The sequence below is a fragment of the Mycobacterium gordonae genome (assembly GCF_017086405.1).
Classification (GTDB): domain Bacteria; phylum Actinomycetota; class Actinomycetes; order Mycobacteriales; family Mycobacteriaceae; genus Mycobacterium; species Mycobacterium gordonae_D.
Map to the genome: position 1 here is coordinate 86,081 of NZ_CP070974.1, position 18,544 is coordinate 104,624.

Sequence of the window (18,544 nt, forward strand, 5' to 3'; positions counted from 1 at the left end):
GAGGGCCGGCTTTGCTGGTCATGGTGGCGAGTCCCCGTTACTGAGTCCACCCCGTTTTGGAGTCGGGTTTGTTTGATCCGGATTCAGTTGATCTCGCAGGCCACCGGGGTGTGGGTGTGCCGGCAAGCCGCAGCGTACTCGGCGGGGGTTCGATAGCCCAGCGCCGAATGGCGGTGTCGGTGATTATGTTCGTGCTTGAAATCGCCGATCACCACGCGGGCCTCGAACAGGGTGTTCCAGTGGTTGCGGTTGAGGCACTCCTTACGTAGCCGGTTGTTGAACGACTCGATATGCCCATTGATCCACGGGCATCCTGGTGGGATGTAGAGCAGGCCGGTTTTGTTCTCGCAGAATCGTTGCAGCGCTTGGGAAACCAGCTCCGGGCCGTTGTCCATGCGCAGCACCTTCGGCGGTCCGCCGGCCACCGCGAACGCCGTCTCGAGTTCGGTCACGAGACGTTCGGCGGTGATGGAGCGCTCCACGATGTTCAGCAGCGACTCGCGGGTGTGCTCGTCGAGCATCGAGGCGATCTTGATGGCCTTGCCGTCGGTGGTGGAGTCGAACTGGAAATCGATCGCCCACACCACGTTCGGTGCATCGGCTACCACCGGCGGGACCGAGGACACCCCAGACCGCTTACGCGGCGAGCGGATCTTGACCTGCAGGCCCTCCTCGCGCCACAGCCGATGGACTTTCTTCTGGTTGACCTCACGACCCACGTCGTAGCGCAAGGCCGCCCAGGCGCGCCGGAACCCGTGGCAGGGGTGTTTGGTGGCGTAGGAGCGCAGCCAGGCTCGCATCTGGGCGTCTGGATCATCCGGAGTCTGCGCCGCGGGCAAGCGGCGGTAGGTGGAGCGGGCCAGCCCAACGGCCTTGCACGCCAGTCGTTCCGACATACTCAGCGTGTCCTTGAGCATGTCCACGGCGCGCCGCTTGGCAGCTGGGCTCAGAATTTTCCCTTCGCGACCTCCCGCAGCGCGTCCTTCTCCAGTTCGGCCTCGGCCAGCAGCCTCTTCAAGCGCGTGTTCTGCTCGCGCAACTCCCGTAGCTCTTTGGCGGCGTCGGTGTCCATGCCGCCGTAGGCGCGGCGCCAGTTGTACAGCGTGGCGGCTGAGACACCCAACTCGGCAGCGATCTCGTCACCGGTCTTGCCTTCAGCAGCCAGCTCGTCCGCGCGGCGCAACTTGCGCACGATGTCCTCCGCGGAATGCCGCTTACGACCAGCCATGTGTTTCATCGTCCCTTCCAGCCCGACCTCGGGCCACAGGACTCTAAAACAAGCTGGACTCATTCACGGGGAACACGCCAATGGCATGGCAGCAGGTTCGTTGGTAATATGGGCTACATGTCGTTAGCCAGATTGGTGCTTCACCGAAACTAGACGAGTCTTGTCGTCCCGTCACAGAGCGGCAGGGGCAGGACTCGCGAGGGAAGTGACCACACCTTCTCTCGTTTCATCATCGCGTGCGTATTGCTACCGCCTCATGCGGTTCGATGTTGATTTCGGGTTGAAAGCAGGCATCTGTGGTTGCCACCTCTGTAGTTCTTCTGTTCGTGCTGCTTCTTGTCGGCCTAGTCCTGGTGGGCTTCAAATATGGGCCTATCCAATCCTGGCGAATGAATGTGAAGGTTTGCTTCCTTCGTTTCGAAATGGATGTCCAATCCCACCACGAGCGTAAAGAGGCTGAAAACAATAGCCGCCGCCGAAGTTAGTGAATTCGCTTGTAGTGCAATACAACTCGGCGTAGTTAACTGGTAACGGTGCGCGTTCGATAGGTGTTAGTTACCACTACTACTTACCTAGTTCCGGTCGAATATCGGATCGTGTGCGACGTCGTCGGTCCAGTAGTTGAAACGGGCGCCGAGTACGCGGAAGAGGTCATCTGGGTCGATGTTGGCCACGTGCAGTTCAAGGTCGAACCGGTGGAGCGCAGCCACTGCGGCGACGAACAGGTGAAACCGGAGATTCTCGGCGTTAAACAGTTCGGGGCCCAGTTGTTGGTCAGTGGTGGTTTCCTCGGCGGTCGTCAGGTCCCAGAATCGTTCGCGATCCGCTTGATTCATATCGCTGGACATGTTGAGTCCGAGGTGGCGGGCGCGGTCGTTGACGACGATGTTGGCGATGGCGGTGAGCAGGTGCCAGTCTTTCCAGCCCTCGGATCTCAGAAGGGAAGCGAGCTGTCGGAATGATGCATCGTTGCTAAGCCGCGTGAGGGTAAGCCGCACGGGCGGGCGCAGGTTGGCGTAGGCGTCTTCGATCGCTTGGAGGGCGTTGGCCTGCCGGTAGCGCGTCGATACCCAGGGGTCTGCAGCCATGATTGCTTCCATATCCACGTCTTTGTCGCGATCGCCGACCGCCGCGAATGATGCAGCGGAGAACTGTTGATACATCTCTGCTGGGTAAATATCGGCCAGTTCGTCGTAGGGGCGCACGGCGTTGAGTTGGTGCCACAGTCCGCGCTGGAAGGACCTGTCAATGATTTCGGTGAAAGAGTCTCTGGGAAGCATGGATTGAGTGAAGAGCACACGCAACAGCGCGGTAGCGGTCTCTAGCTCAGCCCGCTCGGGGGTCAAGGCATGTAGGGGGGTCAGTGTGACAGCGAAGCGCCCCGATTCGGAGTCGGTGAGATCGGCGAAGCCGTCCTGGATGTCGGGGTCGGCGTTTTCGGCGACGTCGATGTCGACAGTGATGGGCCCCGGAAGAATGAGTAGCTCGCGTGCTGTCTGTTCGTCAGCCAGAAGGATCTGCGCGGCGGCGATGAATCGCTCCGCGGCCAGCACGGCGTAGCGCTCGTTCTTCGCGCGGATGCGCCAATGATTGTTCAGCGCAACCCATTCGTAGGTCCGTGTAGGGCCAGCGTCCGAGAACGGTCGCCCCATTCCGCCTCGTTGAGCGGCCTCGTCAACGTCGGCCTCGGTCGGCGTAGGGAGGTGCGTGGCGCTGGCGATCATCGGATCGAGGAATTGGTTCACGTTCGTGGACTCCACGATGGGCCGCAGGATCTCCATAGCAGCTGGTCGGATTGCTTCGGCTGTTCGCAGGATGAATGCCTGATCGATCAGCATGTTGTTGAAGTAGGGGTAACGGCTCAGACTCCATGGATCGTCGGCGTATTGGGCTTGTGCCCAGATCCCGACGCGGAAACAGTACGTCGCCGAGAGCCATTGGCCCGCCAAGTGATCGCACGTCGCTGCGACCATGATTCCGCGCGCCATGATGAGTTCAAGGGCGGGGTCACTGGACTGCTTAGCCAGTGTGGCGGCGGCGAGTGCGTATTGCTTGGCGGCCAACGGCAGTTTGAGGTCGTAGTACGTTTTCGATGCCAGCAGCATCATCAACGCGGCTCCCATCGAAGTGTCTCCGGTGAGCCAATTGATTTTTGCCTCGTGAATTTCGCTGAGTGCTGCTCGTGTGTCGCCTGCTCTGAGCAGCGCGACGGCTCGGGCCTGGGCTCGATCACCTTGGGCCGCTTGTCCTTCTACGCGTCCGGTCGCAGCATCGAGCGCGTCGCGCACATCGATGTAGTCGGCGTGTTTGCGCAGGATTGGTGCGTGCAGGTCGAAGCTGGTCGTCAGAAAATGTATGGGGACAAGCGGGGTTGTCGGAAGCAGGTCCACCAAATGCTTGAGCGCCGACATCCCCAGCTCCAGATCGACCAGCTCGCCGCTTTCGGGGACAGCAACAGGAAATGGTCCCGTCGCCGCGGTGTCCCGTACGCGCTCGATGAGGTCGATCATTGTTGGCTGCGTAGCTGGGTCCACGGTGACGTCGTGCGGCGCGGGGCTGTGCGCGAGGAACGCTTGGGCCACCAGCAATTGAGCCTGCTGGTTTGGGCCGGCAGCCTCGGTAAGCATCACGCTGATTTGGCTGGCCAACTGGTCGTGCCAGTCTTGGATGGTCACGAGGTGCAGTTCGGTGGCGCGTCGGCCGTGCATGGCGCTAACAAGGCGTAGTAGCAAGATTGCTTCCATCAGCACGGTCGGCTCCGGTGCGGTACCGAGTAGGCCGGTGAAGTACTCGATCACGAGCGCGTCAGCGGGTTTCAGCGTGTCTTGTCCGTATACGGTCGCGTGGATGATCTCGTAGTCGAGGCGCCTCTTTGTTTCGCTATCACTGATAGCACCTCGAAGCTGGTAGGCGATGCTGAGCCAGTCCGCGACGTCGGAATGGGTTTCACTGTGTGTGGAGGCGTAGCGCAGCGGCTCGCGCAGCGCGACGACTTCACCAGCGAATCCTGCGAATCTGGTTCGGCCATGCCATTCGGACAGCTCGTCGAAGTACCACTGCGGTCTGTCTGGTTCGGTGATGGGCGGCTCTGGGGCCAGTTCGGTAGGAAGGTGCAGATGGTCGACGGCCAGGTAGAACAGGTCGTGGTCGGCGAGGTGCTGGGCAATCGCTTGTGCGTCCCAGATGTCGAGTTCGATGCCGTGGGTGTCGCGTGCATCGTTTTGTAGCTGGTGGCGCTGCGCCACGGGGACAGCGGTGATGGTGAAGTAGATAACGCGGCGTACCTGATTACCGGACTCGGAGATGGCGGACAGATCGCGGCGGATCTTGGCGACCACGTCGCTCCTCTGGATCGTGCACGCGAGGGCGATAGGCTCGGTTGAGGCCAACAGCGAAAACCACGACGTCGCCCCTTCGTTGGGCAGATCCGTCCAGTACGACTCAGCGTCTCGTCCCTGGTCGCCGCCGGCGCTCACCGGCCCTGTGGCAGGCAGTAGATTGCTCACAATCCGCCGCCGAGCCAATCCTGCGCAGATGCGCTCGAATGTGTGGTGGTCGTTCGTCTCGGCCAGCGTCTCAAGGGCAAAGCGGATCTGCGCAGCTAACTGCGTCGGACTCGCCATGGTTGCACCTCATCTCAACGCTTCCAGTCTGACATCCGCCACCGACGAGGCGGCGATCAGCGCCGGCCCGTCATGTTTCCGGCGATCTGGTCCTTAACGGCCAGGTCGTTCCATGAAGTCCTCAAATTCACGCTAGGATTTCAGTGCTTTCGGTTGAGCAAAGAGCGAGAAATCACTTGTAACCTCTGTTGAACGGGGCGATGGTGAAGTTCGGATTTGAAGTGCCTCCTGAGCCTAATGAGGTGACATACGCTGCAGGCCGTTTGCCGACCCGAACGTATGCAACTCGGAGTTTCGAAGCGCAGTTCGGCCGCGACGCGGGACACCCTACTCGCTACCTCTACCGCGTGTTCGACGAAGTTCCATTGGATGACGAAGATCAATGGGAGTGGACAAGCGAAGTGGTCTATACAACGCCAGGTGGTCGAAAGCAACTGCAATTGCAGATCGCCCGCGAGCAAGGCGCAGTGCGAAAGTTGCGCATCCAGAAGGTGCCTACTAACGGCGATGCAACGAAGCTGGAACACATTCTCGAGCTCCATCGCGAGCAGGCCACCCGTCTCATCGATATGCTCCGTGCGATCGACGCGATTCCCGTGGAGGGTGAAAACTCGGTCTACGTCGATGATCAACTTCTCCGCGACGTCTTCGCAGACCCCGCTGCCGTGAACAACATTTACTCTCGCGATCCCGAACGGTTCCGGGCCCTCATCGAATCCGATGTCGAGGCGGACGACGTTATCGCGGTACAACGGCGCAAGAGTGTGGCTGAACGGATGCGTCGCTGGCTGACTGAAGATGATGAGTTCAACGCTGCCGCAACCGAAGCTGGAGGACCGGAGCGTGCATGGCAACATCTTCTCGAGGAGAATCCATGGGTGCTTGGCATCGGTCTGGGCGGGCAACTGTTCACGGCGTGGGATCAAGAGAAGCTAGAACAGACGGTGGTCGGCCGTAGCGTCGCAGGTGTAGGCAAGAGGGTCGACGCATTGTTGCGTACGGCAGGCGTCATACGATCTCTCGCTTTTGCCGAAATCAAGCACCATCGCACCGAGCTGATCGATGGTGAGTACCGCGCCGGCTGTTGGTCCCCGTCGAGGGAACTGTCTGGTGCGGTTGTGCAACTCCAGCAATCCGTTCATCTAGCGTGTCGCGACATCGGTGAGTACTTGCAGGACACATCGGATGACGGTGAGTTGCTGCCTTCGGGGACGTTCCTACTCCGCCCGCGATCATTTGTTGTGGTGGGTACGCTTGGGCAACTCACTGGTCAGACTGGAGGGGCAATCACCGACAAGTTCCGCAGTTTCGAGCTTTTCCGACGCAACCTCCATGAACCAGAAGTCATCACATTCGATGAACTTGTAGCTCGCGCAGAGTGGCACGCCGAGGTCGCCGCTCGATCGGCATCATTCATTAAGTGATTGAAACCTAGATTGCCCGGCACCTCGAAGAGGCGACATTTTTTCCGTTCGGGGCCTTCTCCAATCCCGAATTTTCGTCACAGTGACGTATCGACGAAAATGCCGACTTCATCCGACACTGGCGGGAAGTGATAGCGCGGAGGGTTCGTTACGTCGCGGCGCGACAATGCGCGACGCCCACCTCGTGGTCTGCTACACAATCCGAAAGCGGGCGGTTGCGCCGGCCCCTGCATGGCGGACACGCATCACATCATTCCGAGGTATAGAAACCCATGCATTCGCGGCGATGTGAAACATTCTGCAGCACATCACATTTGCCTCATAACGGATATTATGTCAACCTAACGCCGCCTTATTCTCTAACATGTTGCACCACAAAGTATTTCGACACTGACTCACGTGCCGATAACCTGCGGTCTGTATTGCGCTCGTATGGAGCGCTTTTGGCCCGCGGTCGATTGGAGCGAGTGCAAAGCGATTGATTCGTCAGATGAATCAGCCTAAGCGCTCTGGCGGCAAATGGGTGTGTCGCTCGCTTGGTCCACTCATTCAATTGCGCTACTCCCCCACCGGGGGACTGGGCCAGTAGGGTGCGCAACAGCGGTGGCCGGCGCGGTGCTTGTGGCGCGGCGCGCAAGCAGGTTCCTGAAGGACTGGCCCGGCAGCGGAGAGCCTTGTTCATCGGGAGCCGTTAGGCCGGCATCCCGAAGGATCCCTTTAGCCCGTGCGAGCCGGGCCTGTTCAACGTCGCTGAGCTTTTCGCCGGCGGCAAGCTTTTTCTCACACTCGTCTTTCAATGCGGCCATCCGTTGAAGCTGCAGCGGAGAGCCTTGTTCATCGCGAGCCGGGAAGCCGAGCAGGGCCTGTTCAATGTCGCTGAGCTTTGCGCCGGCCGCCAGCTTTTTGTCACACTCGTCTTTTAATGCGGCTCTCCGGGCCTGACGCTTGGCTTCGGCGGCTTCCAATCGCGCATTGTGTTCTGCTAATTCCTTCGCCTCAAGTTCGGCCAAATGCGCCCTATACCGTGCGGCGTGTTCCGTGGAGCGCTCAGGGTTCTCGGCCAACCACTGCAACTCATCGCCGGCTATAAGCCGCACTCCGTTGGCCTTGGCAAGCGTCACAGCGGCCGGGGTGAATGTGCTGTTGGTGACTACCCATGCCTCGGAGCAGCCGTAGACGGCGCGGCCAGCGACCACTTCTTGAACCGCGCTGGGGCCGACGACACTGCCATAGAACTTCGCCTGCACAGCGATTTCGCCGTTCAGCACCAGATCGACGCCGTAGTCGCCGGAATTCTTGGTTACCGTCGCGTGGTGGCCGTTCGCGGCAAACACCTGTGCGACGAACTTCTCAAACTCTGTCCCCGACTTCACGAACATTCGCCAATTGAAACATCGGCAGCAGACACCCGATGCGGCCTCCGCCGCACGAAGGAGGGTGACCTCCAGTGGCCGGCCGCGACTCGGGCCCGTCGGGGCGCGGCGTTGTCGGCCCAGCTAGCCGATCACGACGAATTCACGCGGCCTCTTCGGCGGTAGTTGACCGACCGCGGGGCTCGCATCGGCGACTGCGATAAAGAACGTCCGTTTCGGCGGTAGTTACTTGAGTCCATGCACCTCAGGGGCAATGGACTAGGGCGTCCTAGAACTTCGTACGATTTCCCTCCGGCTACGGCGGATCCTGCTGTCTAGCGAACGCAGTGGCTTCGTCGTACGTGTTGTGCCACAGTGTATTTCGGTATCACCGTCCATACCGATAACTTTCGCAGTTCGTGCTTTTCGACACAGCCGATTGGGGCGACTGCAGTGCGATTAATTCATCAGATGAATCAGCCTGAGCGCTCCGGCACCAAATCACGGTGTTCGCTTGCTAAGTATTCAATTGCACTACTCCCTCGCGGGGCGACCGGCCCTGCAGAGTGCGCAACGGCAGCGGGCTGGCGCCAGTGGTCCTCTGCGCAATCCACGAATTCTTAACTGCCACACGTGACCATCCGCCGGGTCAGCACTCGAGGTCAGGCGGATAGCGCCAGATGAGTTCGCCTTCGTCGGTGATCACGGTGTGCCCGTTGTCGCGGATGATCAGGTCGTCATCCTCGATGGTGCGGGTCCGGTAAATGAAGCCGGGCCGTTCGTCGATCCCATCAGGGGCGGTGATGTTGGGGTCGTATTCGACAACCCAATCGTGCTCACGCAGTTGAGCGTGGAACTCGTGCACCGCGGCGACGTCGTCGACGGGCATGTCCCGGCCTCCGGTCGCCATGTAGTCGCCGTGTAGGCGCATCAAGAGGTAGACGGGGTGGTCCTGCAGATTGACAGGGACGTCCCACGGAAAGTGCAGTCGGACGATCTCGCGGGGTGTGGGCACGGTGCGACGCCTTCCTCAATGCTCATCGGACCGGCCAGGCGGCCGATGGGGGCGATGTATTCGCTGGCTACACGATTATCAGACTGTTAGGCGCTGGCGGCATGGGCCATGTCGACGTTGATTCTTCCTTGCCCGCAGACCGGGCAACAGAGTCCCACAACGACTGGACCATTACAGCGGGCTCACCTCAGTTGGATGACGGTGCGATCTTGATTGACACTTACCAAACCGAAGCTGTTCTTCAGGGGGATGTTGGTCGCCTGGGTGCATACGCCCCGGGTAGTGACGGGAACCAGTGCGTCGCCTTCGGCCCCAAATTATCGAAACGCTACTTCGCGGCTACGCGGTTGACAATGCCTGCAATCAAGGTAAAGGCATTTCGAAGTGATTGGGCTATCTCGAAGCATGGGGGCTGAGTGGGATCCATTGCGAGACACATGGTGTTTGCATAATTCTGGTATGTAGCGCTGTACAGGACAGTTGCGGTTAATAAATCAGTTTTGGATTCGCTTTGCGGCAACGCTGTTACATCGTGCCGAAAATCCTCGAGTTTTGCATTTTGCAGGCCGATACATGCGCTGTAATTGCCGCCCGTAGGTTGCTGGGGGTCGCATGTGAGCGAGAGATACCCGCTGTAGTGGCTCTGAAGGTAGTCCCAGCTACCCGGCTGCAGCGCGATGGGCGCGGCCGTAGATGCGGTCACCGTGACCGTCTTCGTGTCGCTGCTCTCGGTTTGGTTGCTGTGGTCGACACACGCGGCCAGGCCGCAAACGACGGCAGGAACCACTAGGCCGCCTACAAGCACCTTCCAAGACACAACACAACGATAAGGGACGCCTCTGCGTGGAGGCTACAGGCTGAGTTGCCTGCGCGACGGTGGTTGTTTCATCCCCCTCGCGGGCTCGTTTTGCGCCGCTGCGGACCTGGCGCGCCCAATGTTTGGAACAATGCTAAGCAGGAGTCCACCCCACCAGGAGGGGCTGCAAGTTCCCGAACAAGGACACCGCTCGACCAGACACCGAGCCTGCGGGCGGACCGCTCAACAATCAGGCGTTACCACGTGTCCCGGTCGGACGTTCGGCCCGCCCGCGCACCCACTCAAAAGCCAAATGTCGGACGGCACTTCTACCCTGGATTGCATGCAGACCCGCAGAGACATCGACGCCGAGCTGACGTTGCCCGTCGCCCTGCGCCGATCAATCCGCGAACAGGACGCTCGACCCGCCTATTCGACGAGCTCCTCGAACGAGAGCGGTATTGCCACCGATGGGTAAAGGCGCCCGGATCCGGAAGGAGCGGGCCGAGAAGCGCGACCAAAAAGCCGCCCAATTGAAGTGTGGGAAGGCCAACCCAAAGGCGACGGCAAATCAGCCGCCATGGCCGCCGCCAGCAAACATGCCGCAGTTCGGCTTGTCTGGGGTTTCGCCGTCCGATGATCCGATCTCGAAGGTCATGTCGTTCCTGAATTCACAACCGCAGCTGATCGTCTGCGGCCTGTTCGGGCTGGACCCGCTGCCATACGAGGGGCGTCGCGAGCTGCTCGGCGGCGCCAGCCTGTACGACGCCCTCGAAACCGTCGCGCGGGTGCAGACGCAATGGGACGTGGCCTACTCGACCACCCGGGGCGTGCGTGACGTAGAGGGCGACTTCCTCGCCTTCGGTCGCGAGGGTGGCCTGTGCGAGAAGGTTCTCAACCGAATCATCACCTACGGCGACATGCTCATCTCGCCCCGTGCAATGGCACAGCTGCAGCGCGAGATCATCGAGTACGCGTCGGCGGATCACGCAGCGCCGGCGATCGATCGCGACACGCTGATACACCTGCTGCTGTCGATCACGACGGAGCAGAATCTCAACTCTGAGTTCGCGGGCGACGTGCCCACCGCGGATGAAATTGCGAAACTTCAGCACAAGCTGCCGAAGATGGGCCTCGAAGAGATGCACGAATACACGAAACCGCTCATCCAAGGCGAAATCGCCTCGGCACTCTTCAACTCGCCACTGAGGCTCGAGATCGTACTTTCAAACACTTACGACCTGTGGTTCACCGAGTGGGCACCGAGATCCAAGACCACAGGTCTGGGCGCGACGCCCGCCGAAGCCTTCAAGATCGCCACCGACGTCGAGCTGATCGACGTCATGCGGCTGGGGCACCGCATTATCGAGCGCAGTACCACGAATCAACAGGTTCGGTTCACCTGCGATGAACTGCTCGCCGACGGCGCCTCCGAGGCGGCGATCGACTATCTCCTCGCTAACATGGCGCTCAAGCTGGACGATTTCAAGGCCAAGCTGCAGGAGGATCGCAACTCCGGGGAAATCGGCCACCAGCGATACACCCTCACGCGGTACCCGTTCCTCGCCGTTGACGACAACACATTCGTCACAATCCGCCATCAGTGGGCCCTCGACCGCCTCTGCGGCGGCCAGCTCTACTTCGAAGCGTGGGCCAGCCTCTCGGGATCGGCCCGAAATCGGTTCAAGTCCGCGATGAACGACGCCTTCGAACAGTTCGTCGGCGTGATACTCCACCGCATCGTCGACAAGTGCCCTCATCTACTCGCGATTGCCGACGAGCCCGACCTGCAGACCGCATGGACGCAGAAGAAGGGCGAAAAGCCGTCGGTTTGCGACTGGATTATTCTCGGCAAGGATCACTGCGTAGTGATCGACGCGACTAACCACGCGGTGAAAGAGGATGCAGCACAAGGGCTGGCGAGTTGGGAAGCCTACAGCGCCGACGTCGAGAAGATATTCATGGACACCGACCAAGGCAAGTACAGTCAGCTGCTGTCCACCATCGACCTCGTCCAGAAGCACGGCGGCTGGAAAGGCCAAAAGGTCGACAACAAAACGATGTACGCCCCACTGGTGATCGTGCCCGATGCCGGCGTTACCAACGGACTGTTGGCTCAGTTCGACATCAATATCCGAAGTATCAAGGCGTTCAAGCATCTTCAGCCGCAGGTGTACGCCGCCGGCATCGTTCCGCTGTCAGACCTCCAACTGCTGGAGGGTATGGCCGACATCGGGGCGAAGGGCGGTAAGAACCCCGACATGATGGATTTGATCGCGAAATGGCGCACCGGAGCTTCGAAATACGGCATGGCGTCTTTGCAGCTCTACCTACTCAGCTATGGCGCGCCGATACTGCCGTTGAGCGACCACATCGTGAAGAACAGCCGAATGGTGATGAACCTGCTCAGCGGCATCTAGGCCAGGGGCAGACCGTGGCAACGGGGAGCACGAACTCGCCCCTATGGTCGCCGGCAGGCTCTCGGCGTGCCACGGCGGTAGATCACTGCGCCGCAAGGGGTGATGTTGGCAACCGCTGGCGAGGCCATATCAAACCTATTGACGGTAGCGCGACGAGTAACAGCACCCCGGTGTAGTGGGAGTCGTCGCTCGAATCGACCGAACCGAGGGAACGCTGATGCACCACGCCCATTGCACGCTTCAGCAAAATTAACCTGCCTTGAAACCTCTGCAGGGACTTTCCGGTTAATCCGGCTGCAGCACTCCGGCAATCAGTGCGTCTCCCCCGCCGCGCCTTGAGTGATGCACTGCGGTGCATGGAAGGAATCCGACGGAATCGAATATGGCGGGTTACCGGCAAACGCCGCTGTGCCGGGTTGCCGGGTCGAGCGGTTCGACGGTGCTCCTACTCCCCCGCCGGGGGATAAACGAACCCGCACGTGTGCTTCACACTTCGAGCTTGGCGGAACCTGTCAACCTGATGAGGCATGACATGCGCGGCGGAACCGCTGCTGAAACGTGGCGTGGTCCGAGTAGTGAGCGGGCGGGGTCTTGGTGGCTACGACGCGGTCGGTCACCGTGTCGTGCGCCCTCCATACCTCGCCCATCAGTTTTCGGCTTCCGTCGACAAGGCTATCTGCCTGCGCTCTGCTAGCACCGCTTTCGTCGCAGCCAGCCATCGGCGGATGTAATCGTTGGCACCGATTTCCGGGTTGCGGTCGACGTAGCGGACGAACCATCCGGTTAGGCCGTCCCATTCGGTGCAGTCGCCACAAGGTTTCCGCAGCGTCCAGTTCAGCTCCTCTAAGGTCCAATGCGCCTTTGCGGAGTTCCGCAGCATCGACGTCGTCACCCAGTTCGTGTCGTTATCGACGCCACGTCGCGAGACCGGGACAACGTGGTCAATCGAGGGAAAGAGCTCCCAGAAGGCAATATGGGTTTGAGACATCGCCCAGTTCGGATGGGCAGGAAAATCGTCTGGCAGAGCGAGCGAAAGCGCCCGAAGTGCACCCGGGTGAACCAGCCGGGCGCCGGAATAGCGGTCGGTGAAGCCGTCTCGGAAAAATATCCGAAGGCACTGCCGCTCGCTATATCGACGATTCACTTTGTCGACAGCAACGAATCGATACTCTGCCCGAAGAATTTCGCGACCCGCTGCGAGAGAGTCGCCTTCTAGGGCCGCGCAAACGCGCTCGAGAATTGTGGCCTTGTCCACTGTTCCCCCGTCGTACACCTTGATGGTCACCCTGCAACATACCGCCGCGCCGGCAAGGCTGTGGCTCACCACAAGTAAACAAGGATCACGCCTGCCATTCTCAGCGAATGGATTATCTCCAGCTGGCGATAGCCCGCGCGCGCATCGAGATCCCGCCCAACGTCGTGGGTTGGGCCCTCGATTCAGTTACTCCAATGCTCCGAGCATGGACGGCACTGCTGACCCGACGCGAGGTGACCGACGCGCAGGCCTGGACGCTGCTATGGCGGGACGGCAGGCTGGAGAGATCCGTCGAGAAAGTGCCTCAGGGAGAGGCGGGCTATTACGTCTGCAACGCATCATCGGACAGGCTGGCCGGGCATGTCGCTTAGTACTTGGCGCGACCCGACGTCCCACCAGGCGCTATCGCACAGATACGTGAACACTTCGACGGGACCGTCCTTGCCCGACTGGATCTCTTACGCGCCGTGACACGCCGCGATGGCAGCGACACCGTCTCCCATGAGTTGGCAGCAGAACCACCTGTCAACTCTTCCCGCGGCCACCAACTGGGCCCACGTGAGCTTGCGCTCGTCGAACGGTATCGAAACGATGTCGCGCACCGAGGCCCGCGAGAGAGCCCAAAGCATCGCGGCGCAGACATCGGCAATTCTCTCGGAAGACGACCTAATTGGTCGCGTGGAATATGCACGCCGCGATGGTGTGCGGGGCTTCGAGGGCCTCGAAGCGTGTCTCTTCGGCCGCGGAACGATAGCCCCGCTGCCCGAGTCCGCCGATGCGGCCAGCGCCAAATGGCTCGAGGAAATCGCGGCCAGCGAGCTGGTCTACTCGACCGACTCCTTCCGCCTCGGCCCAAGCTTGTCTGCACTTCGCCCCATTGTCCGTATGCATCGAGATCCCTCCGACCGGTCTGCCCAAAGGTGGGGGCCCCGCCGGATCCGAGACTTCGGTCCAGCCGGGACTGTCCCTCTGACGTTCTCTCTCCCGTCCGAGGAAGGAGAGTTCGTCATCCGCGAACTCGGCAATGACGTACGCCGCTACGAGAAACTCGTCGACCTAATTGAGGAACGGCCGAACGTCCCTTTAGTTCGCCTATGCCAGACCACAGGAGGCAGAGCACCAGCTTGAAGACCTCATGGCTCAGCAGCGCAAGGTGAAGGTGAAAATAACGAGTGGGCGGGCCAGTCCTATCGCATGAAAGACACCCAACACCGAAAGGAGACCACCCTGAGGGGGACCCGGTTGGTGGTCCCCCGGAATCGACCGCCTTGCTGTACTCGCTGCTGTACGACGGTCTACGTGTTGCGGATCTGCAGCTTGTTCCGGTACCGGCAACCCAACGACGCCGATTCAGCTGAGTCCAACGTTCTGGGAAACTGCGCCCCATTAGCGTGGCCAGCAAAGTCGTGGAGCCCAGCACCAGGTGCGCCCGGGGCGCCTTTCTCGCCGTCGGGTGCCGCGTCGTAGTCAGCCAGGACCTCCCGCTTGTACTTCGCGGTGAGCGTCCGTCGCCGAGCGCGTTCGGGCACCTCCGGATCAGGACGTCGCGTTGCATCGTCAGCCACCCGAACAGGATCTTCCATCCCGGCCGCGCAGACCATCGTCGTCACCTTGCTTGTCATTTTGGGGAGTCTCTCCCATCCCCGCCCACAGGTCACTAATTGTCGGGGGCGAGTGCCTCAACCCAGGTTGGCAGAGAGGGCCGCGTACTTACCCGCTGGGGGATTCAATCCGGAGGCGCCCCGGAACCCACAGGATTCCGCTGTGACCGCTCTTCGTGGCGCATGGCCGGGGCCAGGTCAATGTCCGTGGCGATGACGAGGCCGGACCCAAGTGGCGAGCCCCGGGCGGTGACGGTGCCAGCCCCCATCGGTGCTAGTTTTTGAACCGCATAACGGCCTACCGTCGAGGAGTCGAAAGATTCTTTTTAGGGCTGCCAGGGGGCGCTTCAGTGCATACGGAGTCTGAGGGGACACCGTTCGGTCGCTACCGCTTACTGAGCATGCTCGGCCGGGGTGGCATGGGAGAGGTATGGCGCGCCTTCGACACCGACACCCAGCGTGTCGTTGCGATCAAAGTACTGCCAACCCATCTCGCCGACGACCCACAATTCGCCCAGCGGTTTCGCCGTGAAGCGTTCGCCGCGGCCGGGCTAGCTAATCCGCACGTAGTACCCATTCACCACTATGGGGAAATCAACAACAGGCTTTACGTCGATATGCGCCTGATTGAGGGTCGCGATCTACACCAGATCGTCGCCGAAGGCCCGCTAAACCTCAATCGGGCCACGTCGATCGTCGAGCAAATCGCTTCAGCGCTGCATGCCGCGCACAAGATTGGTTTGGTGCATCGTGACGTCAAACCCTCCAACATCTTAATCGACGATGAAGACTTCGCCTACCTGATCGATTTCGGGATCGCCCGCGCGGTCGGTCAAACAAGCCTGACCGGAACGAGCGGAGTGATCGGCACTTGGGCGTATATGGCCCCCGAGCGATTCTCCAGGGACCAGAACGATTCCCGCGCTGATGTATACGCCCTGGCCTGCGTGTTACATGAGTGTTTAACCGGCAAGCAACCGTTTCCCGCGAGCAGCGTAGAGCGACAAATCGCCGCACATGTTTCCGAGCCGCCACCACGGCCTTCCATGTTGCAACCGACGGTGCCCGCATCAATGGACGCAGTAGTGGCCCGGGGCATGGCCAAAGATCCAGACGAGCGGTTCCAAACAGCGAAGGACCTCGCAAACGCCGCACGCGCAGCCGCTTCGACCTACTCGGGGTCTGCGCCGACGCAGGCAGCAAAGCCGCCCGTAACACCGAAAAAACAACCACGTCGACAGTCATCATTGAGAGCTACGGCTGCCGCCGCGGCTAACAGCAAGGCAGCCAAAGCCGGTGCCGCGGACGGCGCACCCGAGGGCATGCAGCGCCCATCCGGCAGCCCGAAGCAGCCTGCCGCAGCGACTGTCGCAAAGCCACCCGCTGCAGCACCTGTCGGCAAACGACCCGCCATAGCGCCAGTCGGCAAACGACCGGCCTCAGCGCGCGTCGCGAAGCGGCAGCTGGTGAACGCTCAGCCAGAGCACAAACCGGGTGTAGTCACCATTATCGGCGTCGTTTTTGTGCTTGTGCTGATCGTGGTCGCCTTAGTTGTCGGCCTGGCGTTGATTGGCGGCGTTCTCTAGTCGAGCACGGTTCGCCAGGGATCTGCACCGATTGCTTAGACGGGATCGAATGGCGAATCCGCGCGCGTGGTGGAAGTTGGACTTTCGGTCAGGTTTACCCAACTAGCGGCGTCTGACCCTGACATGCATAACTGATATTATGCATGAAATATGACGATGATCTCTACGCCGCCTCTCTCCTTCAGAATTCTGATAAAAACATCGCCGCCGGCGAGAAACTATTTGACGCGCTCGCTGCCTGGTTCGATGAAGGCGCGACGCCGACGAGCGCGAATGAGCACGCGCCGAGAGGTTCGCGACCTGGTTGCACCCAGCTAGTCCCGACACTGCACAATACTGACATCATTTCATCCAATACATGGCATCAGTATGTAGTATCGTGTCATGGCGGCAACGGAACGGTACCTTCAGCTCGCGGATATTGCCGCTGGGCAGTGGGGTCTGGTCACCGCCGCCCAAGCCCGTCATGTCGGGCTTACCCATCAACAGCTGACCCGGATGGCCCGCAGCGGCATCCTGCACCGCCTTCACCACGGCGTCTACCGCCTCGCCGGCGTGCCCCCCGACCCCTTCACCGAGCTCAAAGTGAGCTGGCTGGCCCTCGACCCGGCGGCCACCGCCGCCGAACGTCTCGAACGATCTGACCCGGTCGGAGTGGTATCTCACCGTTCGGCAGCGCGTGTGCATCAGCTCGGAGATCTCGATGCCGACCTCAACGAATTCACGTTGACCGCCGGCAAGCGCACGCGTGATCCTGACACCCGTATCTACAAGCGGGCCCTCGACCGGTCGGACTGGCAGGTGATTGGTGGCCTGCCGACCACCACTGTCGGCGTCACTCTGGCTGATCTGGCGGCGGCCACCACCGACGGAGGGCACCTCGGCAGTGTGTTGCGGGATGCGATCCTGCACGCCAAGATCACCTACCTCGATGCTGCAGCGGTGCTGCGGCCCTACGCCCATGAATACGGCGCCCCGCTTGGCAACGGTCGCACGCTGGTTAAGACATTGCTCGCTCAGACCGGCCTGTCCAAAACCATTGCTGCAGCGGCACAATTCGACGACCCCGACGACACCTGGCTGACAGATCAACTCAACACCGCGGCATCGCGGTACCTCGGCGGCACCGCTTTCCGGCGAGCCGCCGACCAGGTTCTCGTCGACCAGGAACTCATGGGCGCGACCGACTTCTACGGGCTCCGTCGACAGCCGGGCACAGCGTGACTCCGCGATACGCGACGCCGGCAGCGTTTCACGCGGCCGTTGAAACACGACTCAAGGCGGCAGCCAACGCATCGGGCCGGCCCGTCAACGAGTTGCGCCGCCACTACCTGACTCAGCGCTTCCTGGCCCGCATCTACACCGCTCCGAACCCCGCATGGGTACTTCTAGGCGGCTCAGCACTGCTGGCTCGTATCCCGGGTGCGCGCCACTCCCGCGATGTCGACTTCGCCTACTCGCACACCCTGTCTGCCGTAGCCAGCGAGCTCGCGGAGCTCGTCAGTGCCGTCCCCGCGCCGGACCCGTTCGCTTTCGACGTCGCCGCAACGCCATCCCGCGACGACGACCACCTCACACTGAAAATCACTGCACGACTGGGTGTTACCGTCATTGATACCTTCCCCGTCGACATCACGCGAAGGCCCAGGTTCGCGACCGTCGATATCGTGCGGCCCGATCCGGTCATCACTGTCGACGACGTTGGCGACCTCCCGGCGTTTCTCGCCATCCCGCTCGCCCACCAGGTCGCCGACAAGATCTGCGCAATGTATGAAACCCACGGCGCCGGAAAGCTACCGTCCACACGCTTCCATGACTTGGTCGACCTGATGATCATCGTCGACGAACGTATCGGCGCTGAACTGGCCGCGGACACCGTGACAGCAGCGCTCACCGTAGAACAGATCCGCCGCGGCATCACCATTCCCGCCGACCTGCCCGCCCCCGGCCCGCAATGGGTCAGCGGTTACAACCGTCTCGCCACACCACTACGCCCCCGAAGCCTGAGCCGCCTCGATGAGGCGATGGCACTCCTACGAGCCTTCACCACTCCCATCCTGGCAGCAACTGCCAACGGCAGCTGGCATCCAGCCATCCGCCACTGGAAGTAACCACCGCCCTTCGCACGGTCACGGAAATGACACCGTCACTGAAAACGACCGGCACCGAGGCTATTTCAGTGAACGTGGCACCATCGCAGGTCGCGAACGACAACATGACTGAGACGACACCCGTATTGCGTCG

Annotated in this window: 15 protein-coding genes; 8 read left to right on the forward strand and 7 right to left on the reverse strand. The window is 61.0% G+C overall.

Features of this window, described 5'->3' with window-relative positions; all coding sequences use genetic code 11:
* Nucleotides 1–83 precede the first annotated feature (83 nt).
* Both JX552_RS31045 and JX552_RS31050 read right to left on the reverse strand, forming a co-directional pair.
* Nucleotides 84–1,228, reverse strand: a protein-coding gene (locus tag JX552_RS31045; protein ID WP_205878812.1) for an IS3 family transposase whose coding sequence is annotated in 2 segments (ribosomal slippage) — nt 84–961 and nt 961–1,228 — 1,146 coding nt in all. Because the reading frame shifts where the segments join, the coding sequence is not laid out codon by codon here.
* A gap of 572 nt (nt 1,229–1,800) precedes the next feature.
* On the reverse strand, nt 1,801–4,851 hold the full coding sequence (locus tag JX552_RS31050) for a hypothetical protein (RefSeq protein WP_205878910.1): 3,051 nt from the start codon (nt 4,849–4,851) through the stop codon (nt 1,801–1,803).
* Nucleotides 4,852–5,198: 347 nt separating this feature from the next.
* Between JX552_RS31050 and JX552_RS31055 the strand changes: the two genes are divergently transcribed.
* A complete protein-coding gene (locus tag JX552_RS31055) occupies nt 5,199–6,275 on the forward strand; it encodes a Shedu immune nuclease family protein (RefSeq protein WP_241011306.1) in 1,077 nt (358 codons plus the stop codon).
* Nucleotides 6,276–6,820: 545 nt separating this feature from the next.
* Here the strand turns inward: JX552_RS31055 and JX552_RS31060 are convergent.
* The 3 genes from JX552_RS31060 to JX552_RS31070 form a co-directional block, all read right to left on the reverse strand.
* A complete protein-coding gene (locus tag JX552_RS31060) occupies nt 6,821–7,654 on the reverse strand; it encodes a restriction endonuclease (RefSeq protein WP_205878912.1) in 834 nt (277 codons plus the stop codon).
* 622 nt (nt 7,655–8,276) lie between these two features.
* Nucleotides 8,277–8,642 carry a hypothetical protein gene (locus JX552_RS31065; RefSeq protein ID WP_205878913.1) on the reverse strand — a complete coding sequence of 122 codons (366 nt, stop codon included), beginning with the start codon at nt 8,640–8,642 and terminating at the stop codon, nt 8,277–8,279.
* Between the two features lie 328 nt (nt 8,643–8,970).
* Nucleotides 8,971–9,459: a hypothetical protein gene (locus tag JX552_RS31070; RefSeq protein WP_205878914.1), complete on the reverse strand. Its 489-nt coding sequence runs from the start codon at nt 9,457–9,459 to the stop codon at nt 8,971–8,973.
* 322 nt (nt 9,460–9,781) lie between these two features.
* Here JX552_RS31070 and JX552_RS33620 point away from each other — a divergent pair, with 322 nt between their 5' ends.
* Together JX552_RS33620 and JX552_RS31075 are read left to right on the forward strand one after the other, a co-directional pair.
* Complete coding sequence (locus JX552_RS33620; RefSeq protein ID WP_277396108.1) at nt 9,782–9,916, forward strand: hypothetical protein; 135 nt, start codon at nt 9,782–9,784, stop codon at nt 9,914–9,916.
* Entirely contained in the window at nt 9,909–11,858 is a 1,950-nt protein-coding gene (locus JX552_RS31075) for a hypothetical protein (protein ID WP_205878915.1), read from the forward strand. The genes JX552_RS33620 and JX552_RS31075 overlap by 8 nt, the downstream gene beginning before the upstream one ends.
* Nucleotides 11,859–12,504: 646 nt before the next feature.
* Here JX552_RS31075 and JX552_RS31080 read toward each other — a convergent pair.
* Nucleotides 12,505–13,143, reverse strand: coding sequence for an HNH endonuclease (locus JX552_RS31080; protein ID WP_205878916.1), 639 nt, complete (start codon nt 13,141–13,143; stop codon nt 12,505–12,507).
* A 77-nt stretch (nt 13,144–13,220) separates the two neighbouring features.
* On the opposite strand from JX552_RS31080, the gene JX552_RS31085 reads away from it, so the two are divergent.
* Complete coding sequence (locus JX552_RS31085) at nt 13,221–13,484, forward strand: hypothetical protein (RefSeq protein ID WP_205878917.1); 264 nt, start codon at nt 13,221–13,223, stop codon at nt 13,482–13,484.
* 130 nt (nt 13,485–13,614) lie between these two features.
* Nucleotides 13,615–14,241, forward strand: a complete 627-nt coding sequence (locus JX552_RS31090; protein WP_205878918.1) for a hypothetical protein — start codon at nt 13,615–13,617, stop codon at nt 14,239–14,241.
* A gap of 167 nt (nt 14,242–14,408) precedes the next feature.
* Here the strand turns inward: JX552_RS31090 and JX552_RS31095 are convergent, their stop codons facing one another.
* On the reverse strand, nt 14,409–14,735 hold the full coding sequence (locus JX552_RS31095; protein ID WP_205878919.1) for a hypothetical protein: 327 nt from the start codon (nt 14,733–14,735) through the stop codon (nt 14,409–14,411).
* 398 nt (nt 14,736–15,133) lie between these two features.
* Between JX552_RS31095 and JX552_RS34385 the strand changes: the two genes are divergently transcribed.
* From JX552_RS34385 to JX552_RS31110, 3 genes are all read left to right on the forward strand, one after another.
* A complete protein-coding gene (locus tag JX552_RS34385) occupies nt 15,134–16,300 on the forward strand; it encodes a serine/threonine-protein kinase (protein WP_431196035.1) in 1,167 nt (388 codons plus the stop codon).
* Nucleotides 16,301–16,684: 384 nt separating this feature from the next.
* Nucleotides 16,685–17,524 carry a type IV toxin-antitoxin system AbiEi family antitoxin domain-containing protein gene (locus tag JX552_RS31105; RefSeq protein WP_205878920.1) on the forward strand — a complete coding sequence of 280 codons (840 nt, stop codon included), beginning with the start codon at nt 16,685–16,687 and terminating at the stop codon, nt 17,522–17,524.
* Nucleotides 17,525–17,616: 92 nt separating this feature from the next.
* A complete protein-coding gene (locus JX552_RS31110) occupies nt 17,617–18,411 on the forward strand; it encodes a nucleotidyl transferase AbiEii/AbiGii toxin family protein (protein ID WP_205878921.1) in 795 nt (264 codons plus the stop codon).
* The last annotated feature ends 133 nt before the right edge of the window (nt 18,412–18,544 follow it).